Origin of the sequence: Chitinophaga sp. OAE865 (assembly GCF_040546735.1) — a bacterium.
In the GTDB taxonomy this organism is placed as follows: domain Bacteria; phylum Bacteroidota; class Bacteroidia; order Chitinophagales; family Chitinophagaceae; genus Chitinophaga; species Chitinophaga polysaccharea_A.
This window is the reverse complement of sequence record NZ_JBEPOF010000001.1, coordinates 6,685,290-6,709,713: the sequence shown is the minus strand read 5'-3', so window position 1 is coordinate 6,709,713 and position 24,424 is coordinate 6,685,290. Positions and strand designations below refer to the sequence as shown.

The following is a 24,424-nucleotide window of genomic DNA, read 5'->3' as shown; positions in this document are numbered from 1 at the left end:
CCGTGCTGATTGTTTAATTGTTATAAAAAATATTACAGTTATGAAGATAAAAAATACAGATCTCTTGATCTGTAATAAAAATAATTACAGTACAAAGATAGGGAAGATATTTTAATTACCAACGCGAAAAATAAAATCCGTATTGGATTAAAAAATTTAGGGGAGATATAAGCATCACTCGCTTACATCTCCCCTAAGTTTTTTAATCATCAAAATCCTGGAAAAGATAAATCCGCACTATTTCTTTTCCACCAGGTAGGCCGTTGCCTTATTGGTTACTGTTTTAGCAGCAGGTTGCACGGTTTCTGTTCTGACAGTAGGCGGCACCGGCGGTTGTTTGGTATGGAACATTTCAGCCAGGGTAGGCGCAATTACCAGCGACACGATAGACATCAGTTTAATGAGGATGTTCATGCTGGGGCCGGAGGTATCTTTAAACGGATCTCCAACGGTATCGCCGGTTACGGATGCTTTATGTGGCTCAGATTTCTTGTAGTAGGTTTCACCGTTGATTTCAACGCCTTTTTCAAAAGACTTTTTCGCGTTATCCCAGGCGCCACCGGCGTTGTTCTGGAAAATTCCCATCAGCACGCCGCTGACAGTAGCACCAGCCAGGAAACCACCTAACACTTCCGGACCAGCCAGGAAGCCCACCAGTAAAGGGGAAATCAGTGCAATAGCACCAGGCAGCATCATTTCACGGATAGATGCCTTGGTGGAAATGGCCACACATTTATCGTATTCCGGTTTGCCGGTACCTTCCATAATGCCGGGTATCTCACGGAACTGCCGGCGTACTTCCTCCACCATAGCCATGGCTGCACGGCCTACTGCTGCAATAGCAAGGGAGGAGAAAATGAAGGGGATCATACCACCTACAAACAAACCTGCAAGAACATTCGCTTTATAGATATCAATACCCTGGATCCCTGCTACACCTACAAAGGCGGCAAACAGCGCCAGTGCGGTTAATGCTGCAGAGGCAATGGCAAAACCCTTACCTGTAGCGGCGGTGGTGTTACCTACTGCATCGAGGATATCTGTTTTCTCTCTTACTTCCTTAGGCAGTTCACTCATTTCGGCAATACCACCGGCATTATCCGCAATAGGGCCAAAGGCGTCGATAGCCAGCTGCATGGCCGTAGTGGCCATCATACCAGCTGCCGCAATGGCTACGCCATATAACCCCGCCAGGGAAAAGGAACCGGCAATACCGGCTGCCAGCACCAGGATAGGCAGGGTAGTGGATTCCATACCTACAGACAAGCCGCCAATGATATTGGTAGCGGCGCCGGTAGCAGATTGGCGGATGATTGATTTTACCGGGCGCTTACCCATTGCAGTATAATACTCCGTAATGATACTGATCAGCGTACCTACTGCCAAACCTACCATGATGGCGCCAAATACCTGTCCACGGGTAAATTCATGACCACGCAGGGTCATAGTGCTTTCCGGCAGGATCCAGTTTACCAGGAAGTAGGAAACAACGGCGGTTAATATGATAGAGCCCCAGTTGCCCATGTTCAGCGCTTTTTGCACTACGCCGGTATTCAAACCTGCGTCTTCACTGATGCGGACAAAGAAGGTACCTATAATAGAGAAGATAATACCGGCGCCTGCAATGATCATTGGCAGCAGGATAGGAGCAATACCCCCGAAAGCATCCTGCGACACGGTTTCAGAGCCCAGTACCATGGTGGCCAGTACCGTAGCTACATAAGAGCCAAACAGGTCGGCGCCCATACCGGCTACGTCGCCCACGTTATCACCTACGTTATCTGCAATGGTGGCCGGGTTCCGCGGATCATCTTCCGGGATGCCGGCTTCCACTTTACCTACCAGGTCGGCGCCCACATCGGCGGCTTTAGTGTAAATACCGCCACCCACACGGGCAAACAGGGCAATACTTTCCGCGCCTAACGAAAAACCAGTGAGCACCTCGATGGTCTTGATCATTTCAGCAGTATTGGCTTCCGCCCCGAAATATGATTTCAGTATAATAAATAAGGAACCCAGTCCGAGAACAGCCAAACCGGCAACGCCCATTCCCATTACAGAACCGCCGGTAAATGATACCTGCAGGGCTTTGGCCAGGCTGGTACGCGCTGCATGCGCGGTACGCACATTGGCTTTGGTAGCTATCCGCATGCCTATAAAGCCTGCAGTGGCTGAAAAAACCGCTCCGATAATAAAAGCCAGTGCAATAGACCAGTGGGAGTTGGCATGCGTGGCGCCCATGTATCCAAGCAACAGGGCAGCAATAATCACAAAGTAAATAAGGACTTTATACTCAGCCTTCAGAAATGCCATAGCGCCTTCAGCAATATGCTGGGCTATCTCTTTCATCTTGTCGTTACCTGCATCCTGGCGCGATACCCAGGAGCTTTTAACAGCCGTAAACAGTAAAGCCAATAATCCAAAACATGGAACGAGGTAAACTATATTCATGTAAGCGAAATTTATAAATACGTGGTTGACGAAAACGTTTAGTAATAAAAAATAATAGGATTCCAAAAAAAAATATTCAAATGAATATAAAACATAAATTATTAATTGTGTACGCGGTAAATAAAATTATTGTACACATGAGCCATGAGTAAGTATTTCAGCCGAAAAAAAATAAAGTGCTCAGATCCCTTCCCGGAAGGCTTTGCCCAGTGAGGTAATGATATCTGATGCCGTCATGGCTTCCTGCGACAGCTCCGTTGCTGCCAGGTCGCCGGCATAGCCATGCAGCCATACCCCCAGCAGCATGGCGGCTTTCGGGGTATAACCCTGTGCCAGCAAACCGGTCAGGATGCCGGTAAGCACATCCCCGCTGCCGCCGGTGGCCATACCAGGATTGCCGGTATGGTTAAAATAAACCGCCCCGTCGGGGCAGGCAATGGCAGTGTATCGTCCTTTTAATAAAATGTACAGTTGCAGTTCCACAGCTTTGGCTGATAATAATTCCAGCCGCGCTATATCGTTGGCAGTTTTACCAAATAACCGCTCAAATTCCTTCGGATGGGGCGTGAGCATCGATCCTTTTGGCACCTTGTATAACAGGTATGGATATACGGAAAGCAGGTTAAGAGCGTCAGCATCTATCACCATAGGGCCTTGCCAGGCGTCCATCAGCATTTCCATTGATCTGGCAGTTCCCGGTTGCCTGTCTATACCAGGGCCTATACCTATGGCCTTGTAGCCGGCAGTGCTCACTCCTTTGTGGAAATGAGTGCTGTAATGCGGATCCTCGTCGGTGATGCACATGGCAGCCGGCTCGCTGATCTGCATGATCTGGGTGCCACACTGCGGCACATGACAGGTAAGCAAGCCCACTCCCGCACGCAAACAGGCGCGTGCGCTCAATACTGCGGCACCCATTTTACCATAGCTGCCGGCTATCAGCAATGCGTGGCCATAAGTGCCCTTGTGGGCGAAAGGCTCACGGGGTTTGTAAATAGTGCGTATTATTTCCCGGTCGGTCAGGAGATATCGTACCGGCGTTTGCGTTATATAACCGGGATGCAGCCCTATAGGCAGTATATGCACTTCTCCCGTGCAGGAGGCATTTTCCGGTAACAGGAAGGCCAGCTTATAAAATTCAAAGCTTAACGTAGTATGCGCCTGTATAACGGGGTTATGTACGCTGCTTTCATCGGCCATGAGGCCGGATGGCATGTCTATGGCTATAATGGGATGCTTATGCCGTTGTTCATTTATGCGGTGAATGATACCCGCTATCCATCCGTCTACCGGCCGGCTCATACCGGTGCCAAAAATGGCGTCTATTATGATGGCATGGGGAGGTAATTCAGGGAAGTCGGATACATCACCGATACTATAAATTCCGGTGGGATAAAGTTCTTGCAATGTATGGAGCTGATGTTCATGATCAGGGCTGGCTTTGCTGCTGTGCTGCAATATGCAGGTGTGTACCTCGTAACCATGCCCGAGCATTAAACGGGCAATCACTAATCCATCTCCCCCGTTATTTCCTTTCCCGCAAAAAATATAAACAGGATGAGCAGGAGAATAATGATCTTCCAGCCAGGCTGCACAGGCGCCGGCGGCCCGTTCCATGAGGCCGGTACTGCTAACCGGTTCATGAGCGATAGTGAAGGCGTCGGCCTCCCTGATCTGTGCAGCGGAGAAGATTTTCATATCCGTTGGTTGAACACTAAAAATACTTCAAAATAGGGAACATAAAAAAACGGACCATGCTTGCCTCATGATCCGTTTGTAATGAAGTGGTCGCCGGGGATTAAAAAGTATATCTGGCAGACACACCGCCGATCTCCTCACCAAGATAGTTGGTGGGTCCAACAAACTGTACGTAAGGTTTCAGATCGGCACTGATATTTAAAGGAATTTTCTTGAAAGTGTATTCGATACCAATGATACCGTCCAGGCCCGGAGATACATATGTGCCCTTGCCTTTGTCGACATAACGGTCCCAATCGTAATCGCGGCGGTCGTAGAAGCCTACGTGTGCGCCACCACCTGCATACATATTCAGTTCAGGTACGCCAATATTCCAGTTGTATTCATACAACGCGGTGAAAGTAACGTTTGTTTTATGAGAGTGGTTGGTAGTTACCAATCCTTCAATGGCATGAGGCCCCTGGATAAAATGTTTGATGGTAAAGCCCACCACCCATGGATTCAGGCGAACACCCAATGCAGTTTCGTAATTGGAAGGATCGCTGCTCTGGTAACTTTTTTTCTTCTGCGCGTTTGCCTGGACTGCGACGATAGCAATAAGGCTGAAAAGTAACACGACTTTTTTCATAGATCTGTTGTTTGAATGAAACTTAAAAAATACGTGAGAAACGTTGGCTTATTCTCTAAAGTATATACACGACGAAATTAATTTCAGGGTTGCTTTGCAAGAACAATGCCAACCGGTTTGATCAGCCGCAGAAAAATAAACCCGGCAATACCCGCAGTAAGAGAAGCAACAATTACAGACATGATAGCTATGATCTGTAATTCCCTTTCCTGGTAGGCCAGTGAAGAAATAAAAATAGACATGGTAAAGCCAATACCGGCAATGAGGCCAACGCTCAGAAGCTGCAGCCAGCCCGATTTTGAAGGCAGTGCCGCCAGCTTAAGCTTTACGGCGGCAAAGGAAAACGCGAAAATACCAAGTGGCTTTCCCAGTATCAGTCCGGCAATAATGCCATAGCTGATGTTATTTGTCAGTGCGCCTGTAATATCTGCAGGTAAAAGGATGGCAGTATTGGCCAGTGCAAACACAGGCATGATAATAAAATTCACCGGGTCATGTAAACTATGCACCAGTCCGGCGATACGCTCCTGGGGAATACAAAACGCCAGCAGCACACCGGCAATAGTGGCATGTACGCCTGAATTAAAGAGGCAATACCAGAGCACCACACCGGGGATATAGTAAAGGATGAGCCGTTGTACTTTTAAAAAATTCAGCAGCAACGGGATCAGTAATACGCCGCCGCCAATCAGTAAATATTTTACATCGAGGTGTGGAGTATAGAAGATGGCAATGGTTAATATGGCGCCAAGGTCGTCGATAATAGCCAGGGCCATCAGGAAAATTTTAAGGCTTACCGGCACCCTTCTGCCCAGCAGAGATAAGATACCCAGTGAGAAAGCAATATCAGTGGCCATCGGGATTCCCCAGCCATGTGCATAAGGAGTGTTCTTGTTGAAGATAGTGAAGATCAGTGCAGGGAATAACATGCCGCCTACAGCCGCCAGCACGGGTAAAACGGATTTGCGCAGGGAGGATAGTTCCCCCACGGTAAGCTCTCTTTTTATTTCCATGCCCACCAGGAAAAAGAACAGCACCATCATGCCGTCGTTTATCCACAGCAGCCAGGAGTTAGGCAGGTGTAAAAAGCGGTATTCATAATGATGGCCGCCTGCAGGATCAAATAATGTATTCCAGAACCCTATATAATCTTCCTGTGCACCGGTATTGGCCAGTACCATTGATACAATCGTACATACAATGAGTACTATTCCTACCGCACGGCTATCTTTCAGGAAAGTATGAATAGGGGATATCAGTGTTTTCCGGATGATGTTAATAGAGTTTTTGATCACAGCATTTCTTTTTGGTAAAAAAATATTTCCGGGAGATATTATATTGGAAATGGCTGCGGTGAAGCAGCCATTTCCAGGTATCCTCACAACGAAAATTATTGCATTAGCTCGTATTTGGTTTTGGGCTGCCGTTTAATGTCCCATTTAAAGTTTTCCAGCAGCAGCTGGTCTTTGGGACGTTGTGTAAACGGGTAAACGGTGCCTTCCGGGTCTTTGATCAGTACTACTTTATCTACTTCCCCTTTTTTGAAAAAGATATTGATAATGGCGCACTGTGCCTTGTTGACGCTCATATAAGCCCCGGCCTTGTCTTTGATATAATTAATGGTTTCCGCATTTCCTTCCACGTGCATCCAGTCGAGCGTTTCCGCCAGTACATAGCCTGTGATCACATTGCCCTTGATCTGGTTAAACATACCCGGTCCGGCTTCATTGATAATAAAGCCGTTGTTTTTGAGCAGCATTTTATCTGCTGTCTGGTTTTTGGTGAACATAAGGATGGTATCCCCGCTGAGCTGTGTGGTATTGTTGGACCACAGCACGGGGTTGCCATAGAAGCGGAATACAGAGTCTTTTGATGTATAGTATACGCTGTCTGCCACACCCTGCAGGGAATCTGAGAATATTTTTACATGGTGGTAGGCAAGGATATAGCGTTGTTCACTGGTATCTTTAGGGGCAGAAAGTGCCATACTGTCTGCATGATGTTTAATACCCGGCAGGGAATCATGCATCACCACATCGGGTATGGGCGCCACTTTTATGTTCTTTACCGCGGAGTCCAGCTTTTGCCTGGTTTGAGCGAGGGTACTGTCGGCGATGAACATCATAACGTTGGCGGCTACACTATCCTGTTGTCGCCGGGCGATGGAGTCGCCCCGTGTGACCGGCGATATAGTGGCGGTGAATTTCTCCGGAGGCCGTATATTTTTCAGTGACCTGAGATTTTTGGTGGGAGATTCCGGGAGGCGTTTCAGCCCGGCCACGGAAGGAATAGACAGGCTGTCGTCTGGCCTGATCACGCCTGAAAACAGGGTGTCGGCTGCCATATACATAGTGTCTTTATTTTTTTCCATGATAAGCAATGGCTTCTGGGTGGCGAGGACTGTTTTTTCGCGTTGGTTTACAATGCCTTTGTTGGCCAGCAGCGACATTTTGCGGGCGGTATCCTTATACACCATGTTACCGGTGGCGTAGGCCATACCGGTGAGCTTATCCATTTCTATATTATCGGCGGTGATAGTGCCGGTACTGTCTTCAATAGTGGGGCGGTTACCGAAATTGCCGTATCCTTTTTCCGTATCATAATAGCCGCTGGTGGCGTACATCACGCTTTTATCGTTATTGTTGATAGTGGTAGGCGCTACAATGGTGGCTATTTTAGTGTCGGTGTTATAGAGGAGTTCATCTGTGCTGAGCGTGTATTCAGGATCTACCAGTAATACGTTCCGCATGAAATGCATTTCTTTGGTATCGGTGTAATAGTAGCCTTCATCGCTGGTGAGCACACTTTTACCGTTTACCAGTTTCCCGGTTTTAACATAGGAGCCTATTTTGGCATTCATGTCGTATTGCAGTTCCGGCCCGGTGATGGTCACTTTACCATCTGTCAGTTTTGCATCTTCCCTGAGGATGGCGATGCGGGTATTGGCATCGTAGTTCAGGTAATTACCATAGATGTGGATACTGTCGGCCTGGTTAATATGTATATGGCCGTATGCGTCGATAATATTGGTTTTATTATTTTTTTACGGCACTGTCGCAGTTAAACAGGGTAGTGCCCTGCTTAAAAATGGCGTTACCAATGAAGCGGGTAACACTGATCGAATCTTTTTCATTCATGATCAGTGTATCGGCGTGAATAATTTCAATTACAGACCCGGTTTTCGGCGCAGGTTGTGCCGGAAACTGGGCGCTGGCCGTAACTGCCAGCAGGCAGATGACGGCCAGAAAGATCCCTGATTTTATATATCGATGCATTGATTCTATTATTGTACCGCTGCTGTGTCTGAAGGTAACGGTTTCGTTTTATCTTTTCTGCCAAACAGGGAGAAGTGTACATAGCGTTTCGGATTCACCCGCAGGTCTTCCAGCAGCTTATTCAGGTTACCCAGGGAGTACTGAAGGTTGTTATACACTTTCTTGTCGTTCAGCAGCATACCTGCGGTACCATCGGTAGTATTCAGTTTACTGATGGTTTGGTTAAGGCTGTTGGCAGTTTGCTGCAGTTGCTGCAGTGTTTTATCGATGTTGCCGTTAGCCAGGGCGCCGGTAGCTTTTTCGGCATTGTCGAGTATCCCGGTAATTTTAGCGTTATTATCTTTCAGGTTGCCGGTAACGGCGGCCAGGTTATTGAATGTTTTCTGGATGTTACCGTTGTTGGGATCCAGCATACTGTTAAGTGATGCGGAGGTATGCGTAAAGTTGCGCATGGTGGTATTCAGGTTGCGGATAGCATCCTGGAGGTTTCCTTTTGCGGTGGTATCGAGTATAGCGTTTACCGACATCAGTACGGAGTCGATATTAGACAGGGTACCTTCCAGTTTTTTTACCAGCGGGTTAAGCTGTTCTTTCAGGGCATCGGTCATAGAGCCATCTACGGCAGCGTAGATGGTATCGCCGCTTTTCAGATATTCGCTGGCGTTACCCAGGTCCAGCTGTACTGTTTTGGTACCCAGCAGGTCGCTGCTGATACGGGCCACGGAATTACGGGGGATTTCTATTTTTTTGGTGATAGTGATGGCTACCAGGATACGGGAAGCATCTCTGTCCATTACCTCCAGGTTAGCAACATTACCTACCACCAGGCCATTTACCTGTACTGCATTGGCTGGCTGTAAACCATTTACCTGGTGATAAACGGCATAAATGGTTTTATTATGTGAAAACAGGCTTTTTCCTTTCAATAAATTAAAGCCCAGCACAAGTAAGGTTATACCCAGCACAGTTAATACACCTACTTTGGTTTCATTAGATAATTTGAGCATGAGATTCGTATACGTTCACGCAAAAATAATCAAAAAGCATGCACGGGAAGTGATCGTACGAAAATGTTAGTAATAAAAAGAGGAAAGGGGAGGGGTAAGGGGGAGGCAGTGGTGATTAGCAGGCGGTTACGAAAGCGTCTTTAAAGCCCAGTTTGCGGGCTTTGCGCATGGCGCCGGAGGCTTGTTGGTCGGTTTTAAACCGCCCCAGGATATATTTGTTGAGTTTTTTTTTATTCATCACCACCGGTTGGCGGTTAACGTCACCGTGGAGCTTCCTGAAAATGGAAGCTCCCGGTTTATAGAATTTATCTGTGATCATGAGTTGCACGCAATAGCTGCTGGCTGATAAGGGCGCCTGCTTGCTGCTGCCATTGCCGCTGTTCAGGTATGCGCTGGTATTGTTACCGCCTTTGACTGATACCCTGGTAGTAGAAGGCTGGGTATTACGGTTTGTGGTAAACCTGTCGAGTTCATCACGGTAACGCTTGATGGCTTTATAGATACAATTGGCCAGTTCCTGCTGCCCGTTATTGGAATTGAGGTAATCTTCCTCTTCAGGATTGCTGATAAAACCCAGTTCCACCAGTACGCTTGGCATTGCGGTGGCAGACAGTACCCAGATACCTTTTTCATTTCTTTGTCTTGCGCCGCGGCTGATACGTCCTACCCGTGTAAATTCATCCTCAATGAGGGTAGAAAGGCGGAGGCTCTGGTCAAAGTAGGCGTTTCTCAGTGTATTCAGCAGGATGAAGGTTTCAGGATCTGTATCGTCCATCAGCTGTTTCGTTTCTTCTGAGTTGGCGTCCAGCACGATCACGGAGTTCTGTTTCAGGGACTCCATCTTCGCGTTGTTTTTACTGGTGGCCCATATATACGTTTCCGTGCCTTTGGCATTGCTGGGGTAGTAGGCGTAAATAGGCTGTTTAACGGCTATTTTCCTTTTCCCTTTCTTACGGTAAACGGTTTTGTAACCGGTTACCTTGCGGATTTTCCCGGTAGAATTACAGTGGATGGATACAAAAAGTTCCCCTTTGTTATCGTTGGCGATCTGGGCTTTTTTACGGGGATCGTCGAAGCGGTCTGTTTTTCGTGTATACACTACCTTTACATCGGGCATATTTTCTTCGAGGATCTTTCCCAGTTTCAGCGCTACCTCAAGGGTCACCTGTTTTTCGGTAGAGTAGCTGCCTTTGGCGCCGGGATCTTCACCGCCGTGGCCGGCATCAATTATAATCGTTCGTATTGGCTTGTCCTGTTTATCGGAAACGGGATTTGTTTTGGCCTGAATAAATAAGGTACAGGTGAGTAGTGTTCCCAGTCCTAAAATCCAAAATCGGTTCCAGCGCATGATTCTCATTTTAATGGGTGCTGTTTTTCACAAAAAATAAAAAAATAAGTTTATCTGTTAAATTAATAATCCGCTTGTTCCACGCGAGTTTCCGCCAGCTTTTATTATATTATATTACAAACAATACAAGTTACCATTTGTAATAAATTGTATAAAATCTTGTAGGTTTGCCGCCATAACACATGAACGCTAGCTACAAAAATAATTATAAAAAGTTTTTTCGGCATACATACCTGGTTTTTGCCGGTATGTTCATCGCCATTCCCTTTATTATAGATGCAGTTGCGGGCGCAAGGCCACAAGTTGATACGTATTTTAACAAAAGTTTGGCAGATACCACGCCGCCGGCCCGGAAAGATACAGGTAAAATACCCAAACCTGCTGCTATTTCCCCTGATTCTGCCGATTCCACCCAATTAATCAAAGGTGTGGATACCACCGGGGAAGCAACCGTAGATACCCTGTTTGTGCCAAAGATATCAAAAGACACGCTGGATGCACCGGTAAATTATAAAGCGAAAGACTCCATTATCCTGATGGTGCCTGATAAGCGCTTCTATTTATATGGTACTGCCAACACAAAATACAAAACGATTGATCTTTCTGCCGAAAAAATGAATTTCGACCAGGAAACCGGTATTCTTGAAGCCACCAACGCTAAAGATACTGCCGGCAAGCTATTCGGGGGCCCCGTAATGAACGACGGGGGACAAAGCTTTGAATCGGACACCCTCAAGTACAATTTTACCTCCCAGAAAGCAAAGATCTACAATACCCGCTCCCAGTATGGCGAAGGCTACATTCACAGCCAGCAGACCAAAAAAGCGGCAGATAATACCATTTTCGGCTTTAAGAACGGGTATACCACCTGTAACCTGGATACACCTCACTTTAGCTTCAGAGCCCGTAAAATAAAGGTAATCCCGGATAAACTGGTGATCTCCGGACCGGCTAACCTGGAAATTGAAGGCATTCCCACACCGCTGTATATACCATTTGCCATATTCCCCATCACCCAGGGGCAACGTTCGGGGATACTTCCACCACAGTATGTGGTGAACCAGCAGAAAGGTATTGGCCTGGAAAACGGCGGTTACTATATCGGGTTAGGCGATCATTTTGATCTCACCATGCGGGGGGATGTGTATTCCTACGGAAGCTGGAGCCTTACTGCCAGCCCTACCTACCGGAAACGCTATAAATACAACGGAGGGCTTAACCTCAGCTTTGCCAATACCCGCTTTGGCGACCCTGCGGTTAAATCGGAGTTCGCTACTTCCAAGGACTTCCGTGTTACCTGGAACCATAGCATGGACAGTAAAGCCCGCCCCGGTGTGAACTTTGGTGCGGCAGTGAATTTCGGAACATCTTCCTATAACAAATACAATGTGTACGACTACAATACCCGTGTAAATAATAACATCGGGTCGTCTATCACCTTTTCCAAAACCTGGCAGGGCAAACCCTATAATCTTACCATGGGTTTGAACCACTCCCAGAACCTCAGTACCCGCGATGTGTCTATCTCCTTTCCGGACGCTACCTTCACGGTGAACACCATTTACCCTTTCCAGCCAAAGGAAATGGTAGGCGCGCCAAAATGGTATGAGAAAATAGGTGTTTCCTATAATACCATCCTGCGTAACCAGGCTAATTTCAAGGATTCCCTGTTTGGCAAGCAGGCCATGTTCGATGCCATGCAAACAGGCATGCAGCATAATATCCCGATCTCGTTCTCCATCCCGGTATTTAAAACTTTTACCTTATCGCCGGGTATTAACTATACAGAGTATTGGTACACCAAGAAATTTGTGCGTAAATGGGATCCCAACAAGTGGAACCCGGGGCTTGACACATCAGGCGCCATTGACACTACTTATATTCCGGGTTTTTACAGTGCACGTGATATCAGTGCCAGCATGTCGTTATCGACCGCTATATACGGTATGTACACATTCAAAAAGACCTCTAAGATAAAGGCGATCCGGCATGTGATGCGACCCACGCTGAGCGCCAGTTATCGTCCGGACCTGTCCAGCAAATATTACCATGAGCTGCAGTATAATGCTGCGGGCGACAAGCAAATGGTATCCGACTTTGATGGTGCCATCATCGGGGTACCGTCTCCGGGGGCATTTGGAGGTTTGAACTTCGGGCTGGATAATAACCTGGAGATGAAAGTGTTTTCGAAGAAAGATACCACGGGAAACCATGAAAAGAAAATAAAGCTGCTGGATGGTTTCGGGATCACCGGTAGTTACAACCTGGTGGCCGATTCCTTTAAGCTGTCGACCTTCAACCTGTACGCCCGTACCAACCTGTTCGACAAACTGAATATCTCTGCCAGCGGGAACATTGATCCATACCAGGTGGATGCCCGCGGCCGCCGCCTCGATAAATACGTGTGGCAACAGGGCAAGATCAGCCTGGGCCGCCTCACCAACGCCAGTATTTCCATGAGCACCTCCTTCCAGTCGAAGGATAAAAAGAGCCAGCAGAAGGAACAGAAGATAGATTCCCTGGAGAATGCGCAGAACGCAGACGCCGCTTTTGCTGCACAACAGCGGCAGCTGCAGATGGTACGCAACAATCCCGGCGAATACGTGGATTTTGATATCCCGTGGCGGGTGGATCTTTCCTATAGCTTGTCTTATACCAATACTATTATACCGGATTCCGGCGGTGTAGTAAAGCGTATTACCCAATATGTAAGCTTTAATGGCGATTTCAGTCTTACGCCTAAATGGAAGATAGGGTTGAACAGTGGTTTTGATTTCACCAATATGCAGATCGCCTATACAAATATGTACATCTCACGGGATCTGCACTGCTGGCAGATGTCCATTAACCTTATTCCGTTTGGTACGTTCAGGCAGTTTAGTATCACCATTAACCCGAAGGCGGGTATTTTGCGTGATCTGCGGATAAACCGATCGAGACAGTTCCAGGATCTTTAACTTAAAGGGGGATGGCTATTGGCCATCCCCCTTTAAGTTTGCATTATTTTATATTGTTATCCCGGTAATAATCCCACATCAGGCGGAATACTTTTTCTTTGAACGCGGGAAGGTCATCTCTTGTCATTCCCGCAGTTGGTAATGGAGGCAGGAAATGATAATCGATACGATGAGGCCATGCAAAGAATTTCTTTCCTACAGGTAATATTTTTTTTGTGTGAAAGAGCAGTGATGGCATCAGCGGTGTTTGTGTGTCGATAGCCAGCGCAAAGGCGCCGTCGTAAAAATTCTTTAAAGGCTGATCTGTACGGTTGCGCGTGCCTTCAGGATACAACAGGATGTGTATGCCCAGGCTGAGCGCTTTTTTCATTTCTACAACGCTTTGTTTGCGGCTGGCTTCACTGCTGCGGTCTACCAGGATACCACCTATGCGGTACAACACTCCAAACAGGGGTACTTTGGCAAGCGATGCTTTAGCAAGTGTTTTATTGATACCTGGAATTTCTGCAGAAGTTACCGGAACATCGATCAGTGAATTGTGATTACATACTACAACATAGGTTTGACCGGGCGCAAAATGTTCCAGCCCTTTTTTTCGTACAGGGCAGCCGATCAGCGGCATATATACCTTCATCCATAATCTTCCGAAGAAAAGAAATCCCTTTGTTCTCCGTGGTTCCGGCATATAAGAAATGATCCATACGGGAATGAATATTACCAGCATCGTGAGCGCAAACATCACCAGCATCCATGCTGCGAATATTCTGCCGAAGATATTTTTAAACATAGGCTTGGTTTTTACAGTCTCCAGTCTACCGGTGCTATGCCTGCTTTTCCGAGTATTTCATTGGTCCGTGAAAAATGCCTGCATCCAAAAAAGCCTTTATCTGCGCTGAAAGGAGAGGGATGTGCGGCCTGCAGTATATGATGTTTTGTTGCGTCTATCAGGTATTGTTTATCCTGCGCGAAGCGGCCCCAGAGCAGGAATACGACATCACTGCGCAGATCGGAAATTTTGCGGATCACCGCATCTGTAAAATCGCCCCATCCTATTTTGCTGTGTGAGGCAGGCTCTCCTGCTCTTACGGTAAGAAAGGCGTTCAACAACATTACGCCGTTTTCTGCCCATTTGGTAAGATTGCCGCTGGTGGGTATTTCCAGGCCAAGGTCTGTTTTCATTTCCTTGTAAATATTCACCAGTGAAGGAGGTGGCTTTACGCCATCAGGCACGGAAAAGCTGAGCCCATGCGCCTGTCCCGGGCCGTGGTAAGGGTCCTGGCCTAGTATCACTACTTTTACTTTATCTATCGGCGTTTTTTCAAAAGCATTAAAGATCAGGTTGCCGGCGGGATAGATCACTTTACCCAGTGCTTTCTCATGTTTAAGGAACATTACGATCTGATCGAAATAAGACTTGTGAAATTCATCTTTCAGCGCTTCCTTCCAGCTTGATTCTATTTGTACGTCCATAATGGTATTTAAAGAAAAATAAATTAAATTTGATTTATTGGGAGTTTTTTGCATAAATTTGCACTCCCAAAATGCGAGATAAATATAACATTTTATTTCACATTTAAAGATAAGTCTCGGTAGCTCAGCTGGATAGAGCAACTGCCTTCTAAGCAGTAGGCCATTGGTTCGAATCCAATCCGGGACACGAAAGAAGAGGAAAATTGCGAAAGCGGTTTTCCTCTTTTTGTTTAGAGTGTTAAATGAACCATTATCAATGGCTATTGTCTTTCATTTACCTTAAAAGAAAAGGGATCAAGTTGAAAAGTTGGGGGATAGGATAAAAAGAGGTGAAGTACGTTTAATGCCATATTTGTAGTATTTTAAAGTATCTATTAGCTGTTTAATAAAACTTCATAGAACGATGGTGGAATAAGAGAGATATTTGAGAATAGAATTAAGATTGAACCCACGGTTATGTCAATCGAGAGCCTATTTAATAATCCTGACCGGGTTAATAATACTAACTACAAACCATTCTATCAACGGAACTATGTTTGGGATGATGAAAAAGCAACGTACTTTATCGAAAGTATTTTGATAGGTACAGAGATACCTCCATTAATTTATTACCGTAATTTGAAAAGTGTGGAAGTTGTAGATGGAAGGCAGAGATATGAGACGATATTACGTTTTATTAATGGGGATTTCAAACTTAAGAAAAATGGATTACAAAAACTAGAGAATATTCGAATAGCCAATAGAGGATTTAAGGACCTTGGACAAGATTTACAGGATTTATTTTGGGATACCAAGCTTAGGATCATAGAGTTTAGCTGGGAGAAACAACTTACTATCTTCAAATCTTTATTTATAGCCTGTTTTCTAAAAATAATAAGGGTAACTCGAAATGTGAGACACTCTCATTATTTTATAAGCTTAATCTATTATTTAGACAACTCATTGGGAAGCCCCCATTTACCTAACACCTCTTTCGCTGCTTCAACTTTTTTTACAAAAAAATCCTCATTGCTATAATCCTTCATTGACTTGCGGACTTTAGCACTTCCCCTTTTGAGAGCTTTTTCTTTTTTCTTCTTTAAAAATTTAGAAAACATAAAACTCCTATTTTAACCCAGGTAAAGTTAACATTATTTTTTAACAACCAGAAATGCGTCATAATTGAAGCCTGGTTCAAATGTTTTCCACACGCCATTAAAAAGCCCATATACAATGAACAATTTTTCTACTTCCACCAGATGTGCGTTAATTCCCATTTGATAAAGCCTGGTTCTGGCAGGGGAGCTCCCTTGAGCGAAGATTGGTAGATTTCCGTGCTTATCACAATAAGAGATTATTGTACAAGCAACTGTTGCAAGAACTTTATCCCTATCCTGGTTGTTAGAACCCGTCGAGTCATCTACTTTTTGTTCTTCCTCATTCCAATCTCCAAATCCTAAATTAATAACCTGCCTGCCATCGGGCCACACAGCATCAGGGATTGGTTGGTAGTTCACAATTTTTTTTATTGTGCCATTGGGGCCAATACTGTCAAAAGAGAAACTGGCATATGCTGTATCTGTAAAACAATCATATTTGTCAAGATTCATCCCTGGATTTTTGATAGGACGCAATATAAATCTAATTGCGATGCAGCTATTGTTTACCAGTAAAAAAAAGCGAATAATAGTGGTCAGGAATCGAAAATAGACTACGCAACTTTTTCTTTTTATCGCCGCTTATGTTGCCATGTTTTTGTATAAGCGGATGAACACTAATAATGAATCAAAGCAAGGATCTCATCCTTGCTTTGATATGCACTACCTCGCCGTATCCTTCGCCCACGGCCTTCTCCCAGCCTCCAGTATAGGCAAATTCGCTTCTGTAGGCACATAAATCACCGCCTGTGGATTTTTCTCGATATTATCGATCCACAACCAATGCAGGTAGGCTTCATTGTTGCGCAGCGATTCGCCGATGATCTGGTTGGAACGGGCCACACCATGTGCGCGGATGGTATCTGCGGCGGCGAGCATGGCGGCACTTTCCATTTTGGCGCGGGCTTCCGCCACGGCCACTTCTTTAGACGCCTGCGCATGCGCCAGCAGCGCTTCCCCTTCCATGCGCTGTGAGTACACTTTGTACTGGGGGCAGCCCCATAATCCAAGTATAATCAGGCCAGTCAATACTAAAAGAACAAAGGTGGAGAGTGAAATAATTGATCTCGTATTCATATGGGTATATGTTCTGCACCGCAGAACGGGGTTTGGGTTCAGTCTCAAATATAGGCATATAATCATATACAGACAGGCGTTTTCACGGTAACGCATATCCCGGTAAACAGGATTTTCCACGTTTGTATACTTCTTCACCTTCTTCACCGTTTATTAAAATTATATTTGTAGCGTTTTATTTTGCCAATTATGATCGCATCCATATTAACCAGGCTGGAATCCTCCCGGAAGGAATTACTGGATTTGGGCCTCAGAAATCCATTGTTGAATTACAAGTTGCCGGCCGGCAAAGGTTTACATATAGTAGAAGAACAATCTGCTGCCATTTATGACATACTGGTGCGGGAAGGTAAAACCATGTCATTTCTCGGCCGCCCCGAAAAGAAACAGGAAGAAGAAACAGTACAGTATAATGAACCCGTGTCCAAAGACGCACTGACCGATACCCGTTTACAAACCAACGAAACCCAGGTAACCCTGCATTCCCGGCTGCTGAATACCTATTATGCAGCACGGATGAGCATGGAAGAACAAGGGGTGAACATCCTTTACATTTCCCTGGGGATGCTGCAATGGTACGAAGCCGCCGGTAGTGAAGAAGCGCGTTTTGCACCGCTGATCATGGTGCCGGTGCTGCTGGACCGCTCCAGTGCAAGGGAACGTTTCCGGGTGAAATACTCCCTGGAAGAAGTAGCCGCCAATATTTCACTGCAGGCGAAAATGAAGGCGGATTTTAATATTGATATCCCGGACCTTCCTGATACAGAAGATTTTGACGTGAACGCCTACCTGGCAGAAGTGGCTGCGGCAGTAGAACCCATCCCGGGGTGGAAAGTAGCCCCCGATGCAGTGGAGCTGGGCTTTTTCTCTTTTGGCAAATTCCTGATCTATAACGACCTGGACGCCTCCAAATGGCGGCAGGAAGACGATATACTAACGCATCCTATTATTCAAAGCCTTTTTGGCGGCGGCTTTTCGGATACTGCTCCACAACTGGAGGACGATGTGTTCATCGACAATGAAACCAATGCGCATGAACTGTTCCAGGTTGTGGATGCAGACAGCTCCCAGATCATGGCAATGCTGAGCGTGCAGGAGGGCCGTAACCTGGTGATTCAGGGCCCCCCCGGAACAGGTAAATCACAGACTATTACCAACATCATTGCTGATGCTATCGGGCGGGGGAAAAAGGTATTGTTCGTGGCGGAAAAGATGGCGGCGCTGGAAGTGGTGAAACGCCGGCTGGATAACATACAGCTGGGGGAAGCCTGCCTGGAGCTCCATAGTCATAAAGCCAATAAAAAAGAACTGCACCAGGAGCTGAGAAAGGTGCTGGAACTGGGGCGGCCGTCTATCCGTAAGTTGCAGGAAGAAGTGCTGCTCCTGGATAATTACAAAAAAGAACTGAATGATTATTGTCTTGCTATAAACGGGGCGATAGAAAAAAGCGGTTTAACCGCCCACCAGGTAATAGGCTACCTGTTACGGTTAAACGAAGAAACCACAGGCATTACATTACCCGCTATACAAATACCGGATATCACACAATGGGATGCCGCTGCTATGAACAAGGCCACTGCCATGGCATTGAGGATACAGGCATGCCTGCAGGAAACAGGCGTACCAGCCAACCTTGCCTTTCGTGGCAGCCGGCTTACTGTACTGTTGCCGCATGAACAGGCTGCGTTTACGCAATTGCTCAGGGAGGCATTAACGGCACAGGAAGCATTGATGCAAACAACTTCCGCTATCGCAGGAAAGATGCGTATTCCATCTCCCAAAGATATTACCGCTGTACATATGCTTATTGATATCTGTGCATTGCTGGCCCAACAACCCGATCTGCGCGATATAGATGTAGCCAATAAGGCCTGGCTGCTGCAAAAACAGGACATCACGGAATGGCTGGCTGCAGGTGCAGCGGCTACCGCTGTGCAGGAGCAGTACCAGGAGGTCTTTATTCCTGAAGCCTGGGAGCAGAATGTAATGGAGATCAGGGAGAACCTGCTGGTACATGGTCATAAGTGGTACAAGTTCCTCATAGGCGCTTATAAAAGAAGTAACCGGCAGCTGGCAGCGTTATGTAAACAGGAGCTGCCACGCGATAAGGAAGATAAACTGCAATATGTGGATGCGATCATGGAGTTCAGGCGACATGACACACTTTTAAAGGAACATGCCGCCCTGGGCCGTGAGTTGTTTGGCAGCAGGTGGCAGAAGTCGCATACTGACTGGCAGGCATTGCAGGAAGCCACGGGGTATATAACGGAACTGCATACACGCGTTTCGGCAGGTACCTGCCCTCCGCAGGTAGTGGCATGGCTGCATAATAACCGGAATGCAGCGGAAGCCCTTGCGGATCAGCAGCAGCTCACCCGGCAGTTACAGGAGCAGCAGCAACGCAACAGTGCTGTGCTTAACCGGTTGGAAATGCCTGCGGGCCAGTTCCCTGTGCAGCTGGATGCACAGCAATGGCAATTGCAGACATGGAGCGATAAACTGCCGGAGATACATCATCTTATTGCATGGAACAATATAACGGAAACGGCTATACAGGAACAGCTTGGATGCCTGCTTACACCGGTACAGGAATGGGAAGGAGGCGCCAGGTTACTGAGAACAGCGCTGGAGAAAACATGGTATGAGTACCTGGTGGAAACAGCGGTGAAGTCGCAGCCGGCACTGCGTAAGTTTGAACGTGCAGGCCATGAGGAAATAGTGGAGCAGTTCCGGAAACTGGACCTGCTGAATCTTCAGTATAACCGCGCCCGCGCTGCCTTGCAGCATTGGGAACAAATGCCGAGGGTAGATGCAGGCGGACAGGTAAATATCCTGCGCACAGAGTTTAATAAAAAGGCGCGGCATATGCCTATCCGCAAACTGATGCAGGAAGCGGGACTGGCAATACAGGCCATTAAGCCGGTGTTTATGATGAGCCCTTTATCTATTGCCAACTTTCTACCGCCCGCTACACTGGAGTTTGATCTCGTAATTTTTGACGAAGCCAGCCAGGTAAAGCCTGTAGAGGCTTTGGGAGCTATATTGCGTGGCAGGCAGCTGGTGGTAGTGGGAGATAACAAACAGTTACCGCCTACCAGTTTCTTCGATTCCCTTACCCGTGAAACAGATGATGAAGAAAATGTAACCGCAGATATGCAGAGCATACTGGGCTTATGTGATGCACAGGGCGCGCCGCAACGTATGCTGCGCTGGCATTACAGGAGCAGGCATGAATCGCTGATCACTTTATCGAATCATGAATTTTATGATAATAAACTGGTGATCTTCCCTAGCCCTGGTAATAAAGAACGGAAAGGACTGGTATTTCATCATTTGAAAGATACCGCATATGATCGTGGTAAAACCCGTACCAATCCAAAGGAAGCGGAGATAGTGGCTGATGCGGTGATGGAGCACGCCCGCAGGCATCCGGAACTCAGCCTGGGTGTAGTAGCTTTCAGTACCTCGCAACGGCAGGCGATCAGCGATGCGCTGGAATTGCGCCGCCGCAAATCGCCGGAACTGGAATCGTATTTCATAGCGCACCAGGACGAGCCTTTCTTTGTAAAGAACCTGGAAAACGTACAGGGAGATGAAAGAGATGTGATCTTTATATCTATCGGTTACGGTCGCACGGAGGAAGGCTATGTGGCCATGTCTTTTGGCCCGCTGAATAACGAAGGTGGTGAAAGAAGGCTCAATGTACTGATCACCCGGGCAAAAATGCGTTGTGAAGTATTTACCAATATCACTGCCGATGATATTGATGTGAACAGGACAAAAAGCTATGGCATACAATCACTGAAGAACTTCCTGTATTTCGCACAGCACGGAAAGCTTTATATGACAGAGGAAACAGACCTTCCTGCCGACAGCCCCTTTGAAGAAAATGTAGCGGCAAAGCTGGAGGCCCTCGGTTATACCGTCCGTAAACAGGTAGGGTCAAAGGGATTCTATATTGACCTGGCTATTGTAGATGCAGAAAATCCGGGTCGTTATATATTGGGGATAGAGTGCGATGGTGCGGCTTATCATTCCGCCCGCTCTGCCCGCGACCGTGATCGTTTGCGGCAGCAGGTGCTGGAAGCTATCGGGTGGAAAATTCACCGGGTATGGAGCACCGACTGGTTCCGCAACCCTGAACGGGAGCTGAACCGCCTGGTGGCGGCCATTGAAAAAGCAAAAGCAGCGGTGGCTATCGACGATCAGGTGGCTGCAGATGTAGAAAAAGAAGCAGCAGCAATATTAACCAGGGAAGCAGTGCCTGAAACAGAAGAGGAAGTACCCGATTATGAAATGGCAGTGCTGCCCGATGAAATCAGGGAGCAGGAATTCCATCTTTCCCCGATCGGTAAATTATGCAACTGGATAGAACAGGTAGTTACCGTGGAAAGCCCCGTGCATTTTGATGAGCTGGCGCGGCGTATGGTAGAAGCGGCAGGCATTACCAGGGTAGGGCCCCGCATCCGTGAAATACTGCGTCATGCAGTACGCCATTCTGATGCAGGCAAGCGGATAAAGATCAAAGGACAATTCCTCTGGCATACTTCTTTGCCAACACCAGTAGTGCGTAACCGCAGCCAGCTGCCGGCTTCCGCCAGGAAGATCAGCTATATCGCAGTAGAAGAAATAGGTGTGGCACTGGAAAAAGTAGTGAAAGATGCCGTAGCTATCCAAAAGGAAGATGCAGTACCTTTCATTGCCAGGATGTTTGGCTACAGCCGTGTTACTGAAGAAATAAAAGAAGAGATCCTCAAAGCTATTGATATCAGTATAGCCAATAACCTGGTGCAGCAGGAAGGAGAACTGCTGAAGGTGTGATACCGTACAGGTAATGTACTGAAACCGGACATATGTGATTTGTTGATATGCGTTTGATGCTGGTATATAATATACGCCCTGGATGGCATGTTTTTGCTTTTCATGTGTGGAGAAGAGAAAGTGTGAGATAGTCATCAACTTAAAAAATTTCTCCCGATGTTTCGAAATCATCTCCTGATAGCATGGCGTAACCTGGTAAGGTTCAAGTATTATTCCCTGATCAATATAGCCGGGCTCTCTATAGGCATGGCAGCTTGCTGGCTGCTGCTGCTTTACGTACAACGGGAAACCAGTTATGATAATTTTTACCCGCAGGCAAATCGTATATACAGGGCCGTTAACCATGCCACATGGTCCGGCGGCAACCTGCACCTGGCCTCCACCTCCGCACCCTTTGCCGCAGTATTGAAAAAAGATTACCCTGAAATAGAGCAGATCACCAGGGTAGAAGCAGACGGCGGCGCCGCATTGAAATACGGACAAAAGAAACTGGAAGTAGGGGACATGTTTTTCGTAGACACCACCTTTTTTGAGGTGTTCAATTTCCCGATCGCGGCAGGAGATGCTGCTGCTGCCCTGGCCCAGCCTAATTCACTGGTGCTTACACGCAGCCTCGCCCAAAAACTTATTGGCGGCCCTGAAGAAGCAGTAGGAAAGACTATTCTTACGGACGACAGCACCGCTTATACCGTGAGCGCTGTAATGGAAGATGTTCCGTCTAACTCGCATTTTTCTTTCAGCGCACTGAGAGTAATGCCTCCTGATTATAATGCCAACGGCTGGCAGAATTTCGACGTATATACTTACCTGTTACTCCGGGACGGCGCAGATGCCAAAGCGCTGGAAAGCAAGCTGCCGGCGTTCTTTGAACGTTATATAAAGCCACGCATGGGAGAGGTGACCTATAAAATGGAATTACAGCCTGTAGAAGATATTCACCTGCATTCGCATCTCGATTATGAAATATCGGCCAATGGAAATATCCTGTACATCTATATTTTCCTTTGCATTGGTTTGCTCACATTGCTGATTGCCTGTATTAACTATATGAACCTTGCCACCGCCCGTGCCAGCGCACGTATACGGGAAGTAGGCGTAAGGAAAAGTATGGGATCAGGCAGGGAGGAAATTGCACGCCTGTTCCTGACAGAATCCATGCTGCTTACTTTTTTTGCAGCGCTTACGGCAATGGGGCTGGTAGCCTTATTACTGCCCTGGTTCAATAGCTTTACCGGGTCGCAGGTGCAGCTGTGGCAGTTCGGCGTGTTAAAGACCATCGTGGTGATGTTATTGCTGGCTTTATTAACGGGATTGCTGGCAGGAGTTTACCCGGCGGTATTTATGTCTGGCTTTAAGGTGATCAATTCCCTGAAAGGTAAGCTGGGCAACAGCGGCCATGCTGGTTTCCGCAAAGGACTGGTTACTTTCCAGTTTGTGATAGCCATTATTTTAACGGGCAGCACCATGGTAGCATATGACCAGCTGCAGTACATGATGCATAAGAATCTCGGCTTCAATAAAGACCAGGTATTGTCTTTTCACTTACCGGATCAACAGATGCGGAATAAGATCCCGGTGCTGAAAGAACAGTTGTTGCGCAATCCGCAGGTACAGCAGGTAGCTGCAGCCAGCAACCCCATTGGCCGGAACAACATTGGCGGCCATGGCTTTTTCTTTGAGCAGAACGGTAGTATTTCCGAGGCTTCTGTTATTGCGCAGAACTATATGGTAGATGCGGATTACCTGAAAACACTGGGTATTACCCTGCAAAGCGGTCGTAATTTTTCAGATACCGGTGAGTCCGATATGCACCATGCAGTACTGATCAATGAAACACTTGCCAAAACACTGAACTGGGACAATCCGATCGGAAAGCGCGTACAGTTCAAAATAGACCAGGAAGGCAACCGCGCTGAGCGTGTAGTCATAGGCGTTATGAAAGACTTTCATATCTATTCCCTGCAGCATAAAATAGCGCCGCTGGTACTGGAAATGCCTCCTTTCCCCAGTATGGAGGACAATATATATGTAAAAGTGAGCAAGACCAATATTCCTGCTACCGTTGCCTATATCGAAAAGGTATTCCATTCCTTTGATCCGGGCCATCAGTTCGATTATAGTTTCATAGACCAGAATTTTGCGAAACAATATGCCGGAGAGCAGAAACAGGAAACCATATTTATGTTGTTTGCTGTGCTGGCATTGTTCATTGCCTGCCTGGGGCTCTTTGGCCTGGCTGCTTTCACTGCTGTACAGCGGACAAAAGAAATAGGTGTGCGCAAAACGCTGGGTGCCAGTACCGGTAATATTGTGAAATTATTGTCGAAAGATTTCCTGCAGTTGTTGCTCATCGCTGCAGTAGTGGCGTTCCCTGTTACCTGGTGGATCATGGACCGGTGGCTGAATAACTTTGCCTATCACGCGGGCATCAGCATCTGGGTGTTTGTGCTTACCGGCGGCGCTGTGGTAGTAATAGCACTGGCCACTGTAAGTTTTCATGCAATGAAAGCAGCGCTGGCCAATCCAGTGAAGAGTTTAAGGGCTGAATAAAAACAG

16 protein-coding genes, 1 tRNA gene and 1 pseudogene are annotated in these 24,424 nt (G+C 46.9%); 5 read left to right on the top strand and 13 right to left on the bottom strand.

The features are described from left to right. Positions 1-237 precede the first annotated feature (237 nt). From ABIE50_RS26805 to ABIE50_RS26770, 8 genes are all read right to left on the bottom strand, one after another. A complete protein-coding gene (locus ABIE50_RS26805; protein ID WP_209865785.1) occupies positions 238-2,451 on the bottom strand; it encodes a sodium-translocating pyrophosphatase in 2,214 nt (737 codons plus the stop codon). 180 nt (positions 2,452-2,631) lie between these two features. Continuing rightward, positions 2,632-4,149 carry an NAD(P)H-hydrate dehydratase gene (locus ABIE50_RS26800; RefSeq protein ID WP_209865782.1) on the bottom strand — a complete coding sequence of 506 codons (1,518 nt, stop codon included), beginning with the start codon at positions 4,147-4,149 and terminating at the stop codon, positions 2,632-2,634. A 100-nt stretch (positions 4,150-4,249) separates the two neighbouring features. After that, on the bottom strand, positions 4,250-4,777 hold the full coding sequence (locus ABIE50_RS26795) for a hypothetical protein (RefSeq protein WP_209865779.1): 528 nt from the start codon (positions 4,775-4,777) through the stop codon (positions 4,250-4,252). Positions 4,778-4,860: 83 nt separating this feature from the next. After that, a complete protein-coding gene (nhaA, locus tag ABIE50_RS26790; RefSeq protein ID WP_354028196.1) occupies positions 4,861-6,072 on the bottom strand; it encodes a Na+/H+ antiporter NhaA in 1,212 nt (403 codons plus the stop codon). Between the two features lie 95 nt (positions 6,073-6,167). Continuing rightward, positions 6,168-7,802: an OstA-like protein gene (locus tag ABIE50_RS26785; RefSeq protein WP_354028298.1), complete on the bottom strand. Its 1,635-nt coding sequence runs from the start codon at positions 7,800-7,802 to the stop codon at positions 6,168-6,170. A 10-nt stretch (positions 7,803-7,812) separates the two neighbouring features. Then, complete coding sequence (locus tag ABIE50_RS26780; protein ID WP_354028195.1) at positions 7,813-8,052, bottom strand: hypothetical protein; 240 nt, start codon at positions 8,050-8,052, stop codon at positions 7,813-7,815. Positions 8,053-8,060: 8 nt separating this feature from the next. Beyond that, positions 8,061-9,059, bottom strand: a complete 999-nt coding sequence (locus tag ABIE50_RS26775) for an MlaD family protein (RefSeq protein WP_209865773.1) — start codon at positions 9,057-9,059, stop codon at positions 8,061-8,063. Positions 9,060-9,174: 115 nt separating this feature from the next. Then, entirely contained in the window at positions 9,175-10,407 is a 1,233-nt protein-coding gene (locus ABIE50_RS26770; RefSeq protein ID WP_209865770.1) for an N-acetylmuramoyl-L-alanine amidase family protein, read from the bottom strand. 182 nt (positions 10,408-10,589) lie between these two features. Here ABIE50_RS26770 and ABIE50_RS26765 point away from each other — a divergent pair, with 182 nt between their 5' ends. Further along, positions 10,590-13,364, top strand: coding sequence for a putative LPS assembly protein LptD (locus ABIE50_RS26765; RefSeq protein ID WP_209865768.1), 2,775 nt, complete (start codon positions 10,590-10,592; stop codon positions 13,362-13,364). A 43-nt stretch (positions 13,365-13,407) separates the two neighbouring features. Here ABIE50_RS26765 and ABIE50_RS26760 read toward each other — a convergent pair whose 3' ends face one another. After that, complete coding sequence (locus ABIE50_RS26760; RefSeq protein ID WP_209865765.1) at positions 13,408-14,151, bottom strand: lysophospholipid acyltransferase family protein; 744 nt, start codon at positions 14,149-14,151, stop codon at positions 13,408-13,410. An 11-nt stretch (positions 14,152-14,162) separates the two neighbouring features. Further along, the gene (gene ung / locus ABIE50_RS26755) at positions 14,163-14,834 is read right to left on the bottom strand and encodes a uracil-DNA glycosylase (RefSeq protein ID WP_142687653.1); all 672 of its coding nucleotides are present in this window, start codon (positions 14,832-14,834) and stop codon (positions 14,163-14,165) included. 113 nt (positions 14,835-14,947) lie between these two features. Between ung and ABIE50_RS26750 the strand changes: the two genes are divergently transcribed. Next, positions 14,948-15,021: transfer RNA gene (locus tag ABIE50_RS26750), tRNA-Arg, on the top strand. 269 nt (positions 15,022-15,290) lie between these two features. Continuing rightward, a pseudogene (locus tag ABIE50_RS26745) lies at positions 15,291-15,656 on the top strand (DUF262 domain-containing protein); the annotation flags it as partial. Positions 15,657-15,760: 104 nt separating this feature from the next. Here the strand turns inward: ABIE50_RS26745 and ABIE50_RS26740 are convergent. The 3 genes from ABIE50_RS26740 to ABIE50_RS26730 all read right to left on the bottom strand — a co-directional run bounded on the left by ABIE50_RS26740 (position 15,761) and on the right by ABIE50_RS26730 (position 17,047). Then, positions 15,761-15,931 carry a hypothetical protein gene (locus ABIE50_RS26740; protein ID WP_354028307.1) on the bottom strand — a complete coding sequence of 57 codons (171 nt, stop codon included), beginning with the start codon at positions 15,929-15,931 and terminating at the stop codon, positions 15,761-15,763. Positions 15,932-15,964: 33 nt separating this feature from the next. Next, on the bottom strand, positions 15,965-16,423 hold the full coding sequence (locus tag ABIE50_RS26735) for a DUF6934 family protein (protein ID WP_209865760.1): 459 nt from the start codon (positions 16,421-16,423) through the stop codon (positions 15,965-15,967). Positions 16,424-16,633: 210 nt separating this feature from the next. Continuing rightward, positions 16,634-17,047, bottom strand: a complete 414-nt coding sequence (locus ABIE50_RS26730) for an SPFH domain-containing protein (protein WP_142687658.1) — start codon at positions 17,045-17,047, stop codon at positions 16,634-16,636. A gap of 189 nt (positions 17,048-17,236) precedes the next feature. Between ABIE50_RS26730 and proA the strand changes: the two genes are divergently transcribed. Further along, positions 17,237-21,868, top strand: coding sequence for an anti-phage protein ProA (gene proA / locus ABIE50_RS26725; protein WP_209865757.1), 4,632 nt, complete (start codon positions 17,237-17,239; stop codon positions 21,866-21,868). A gap of 156 nt (positions 21,869-22,024) precedes the next feature. Then, positions 22,025-24,418: an ABC transporter permease gene (locus ABIE50_RS26720; RefSeq protein ID WP_209865754.1), complete on the top strand. Its 2,394-nt coding sequence runs from the start codon at positions 22,025-22,027 to the stop codon at positions 24,416-24,418. Positions 24,419-24,424: the final 6 nt, after the last annotated feature.

Excerpts from the sequence above, each read along its gene's own strand:
- ung (WP_142687653.1), bottom strand. The coding sequence starts at position 14,834 with ATGGACGTACAAATAGAATCAAGCTGGAAGGAAGCGCTGAAAGATGAA.
- ABIE50_RS26740 (WP_354028307.1), bottom strand. The coding sequence starts at position 15,931 with ATGTTTTCTAAATTTTTAAAGAAGAAAAAAGAAAAAGCTCTCAAAAGG.
- ABIE50_RS26800 (WP_209865782.1), bottom strand. The coding sequence starts at position 4,149 with ATGAAAATCTTCTCCGCTGCACAGATCAGGGAGGCCGACGCCTTCACT.
- ABIE50_RS26730 (WP_142687658.1), bottom strand. The coding sequence starts at position 17,047 with ATGAATACGAGATCAATTATTTCACTCTCCACCTTTGTTCTTTTAGTA.
- ABIE50_RS26780 (WP_354028195.1), bottom strand. The coding sequence starts at position 8,052 with ATGCATCGATATATAAAATCAGGGATCTTTCTGGCCGTCATCTGCCTG.
- ABIE50_RS26765 (WP_209865768.1), top strand. The coding sequence starts at position 10,590 with ATGAACGCTAGCTACAAAAATAATTATAAAAAGTTTTTTCGGCATACA.
- ABIE50_RS26735 (WP_209865760.1), bottom strand. The coding sequence starts at position 16,423 with ATGAATCTTGACAAATATGATTGTTTTACAGATACAGCATATGCCAGT.
- ABIE50_RS26720 (WP_209865754.1), top strand. The coding sequence starts at position 22,025 with ATGTTTCGAAATCATCTCCTGATAGCATGGCGTAACCTGGTAAGGTTC.
- ABIE50_RS26760 (WP_209865765.1), bottom strand. The coding sequence starts at position 14,151 with ATGTTTAAAAATATCTTCGGCAGAATATTCGCAGCATGGATGCTGGTG.
- ABIE50_RS26775 (WP_209865773.1), bottom strand. The coding sequence starts at position 9,059 with ATGCTCAAATTATCTAATGAAACCAAAGTAGGTGTATTAACTGTGCTG.
- ABIE50_RS26770 (WP_209865770.1), bottom strand. The coding sequence starts at position 10,407 with ATGCGCTGGAACCGATTTTGGATTTTAGGACTGGGAACACTACTCACC.
- proA (WP_209865757.1), top strand. The coding sequence starts at position 17,237 with ATGATCGCATCCATATTAACCAGGCTGGAATCCTCCCGGAAGGAATTA.
- ABIE50_RS26795 (WP_209865779.1), bottom strand. The coding sequence starts at position 4,777 with ATGAAAAAAGTCGTGTTACTTTTCAGCCTTATTGCTATCGTCGCAGTC.
- ABIE50_RS26805 (WP_209865785.1), bottom strand. The coding sequence starts at position 2,451 with ATGAATATAGTTTACCTCGTTCCATGTTTTGGATTATTGGCTTTACTG.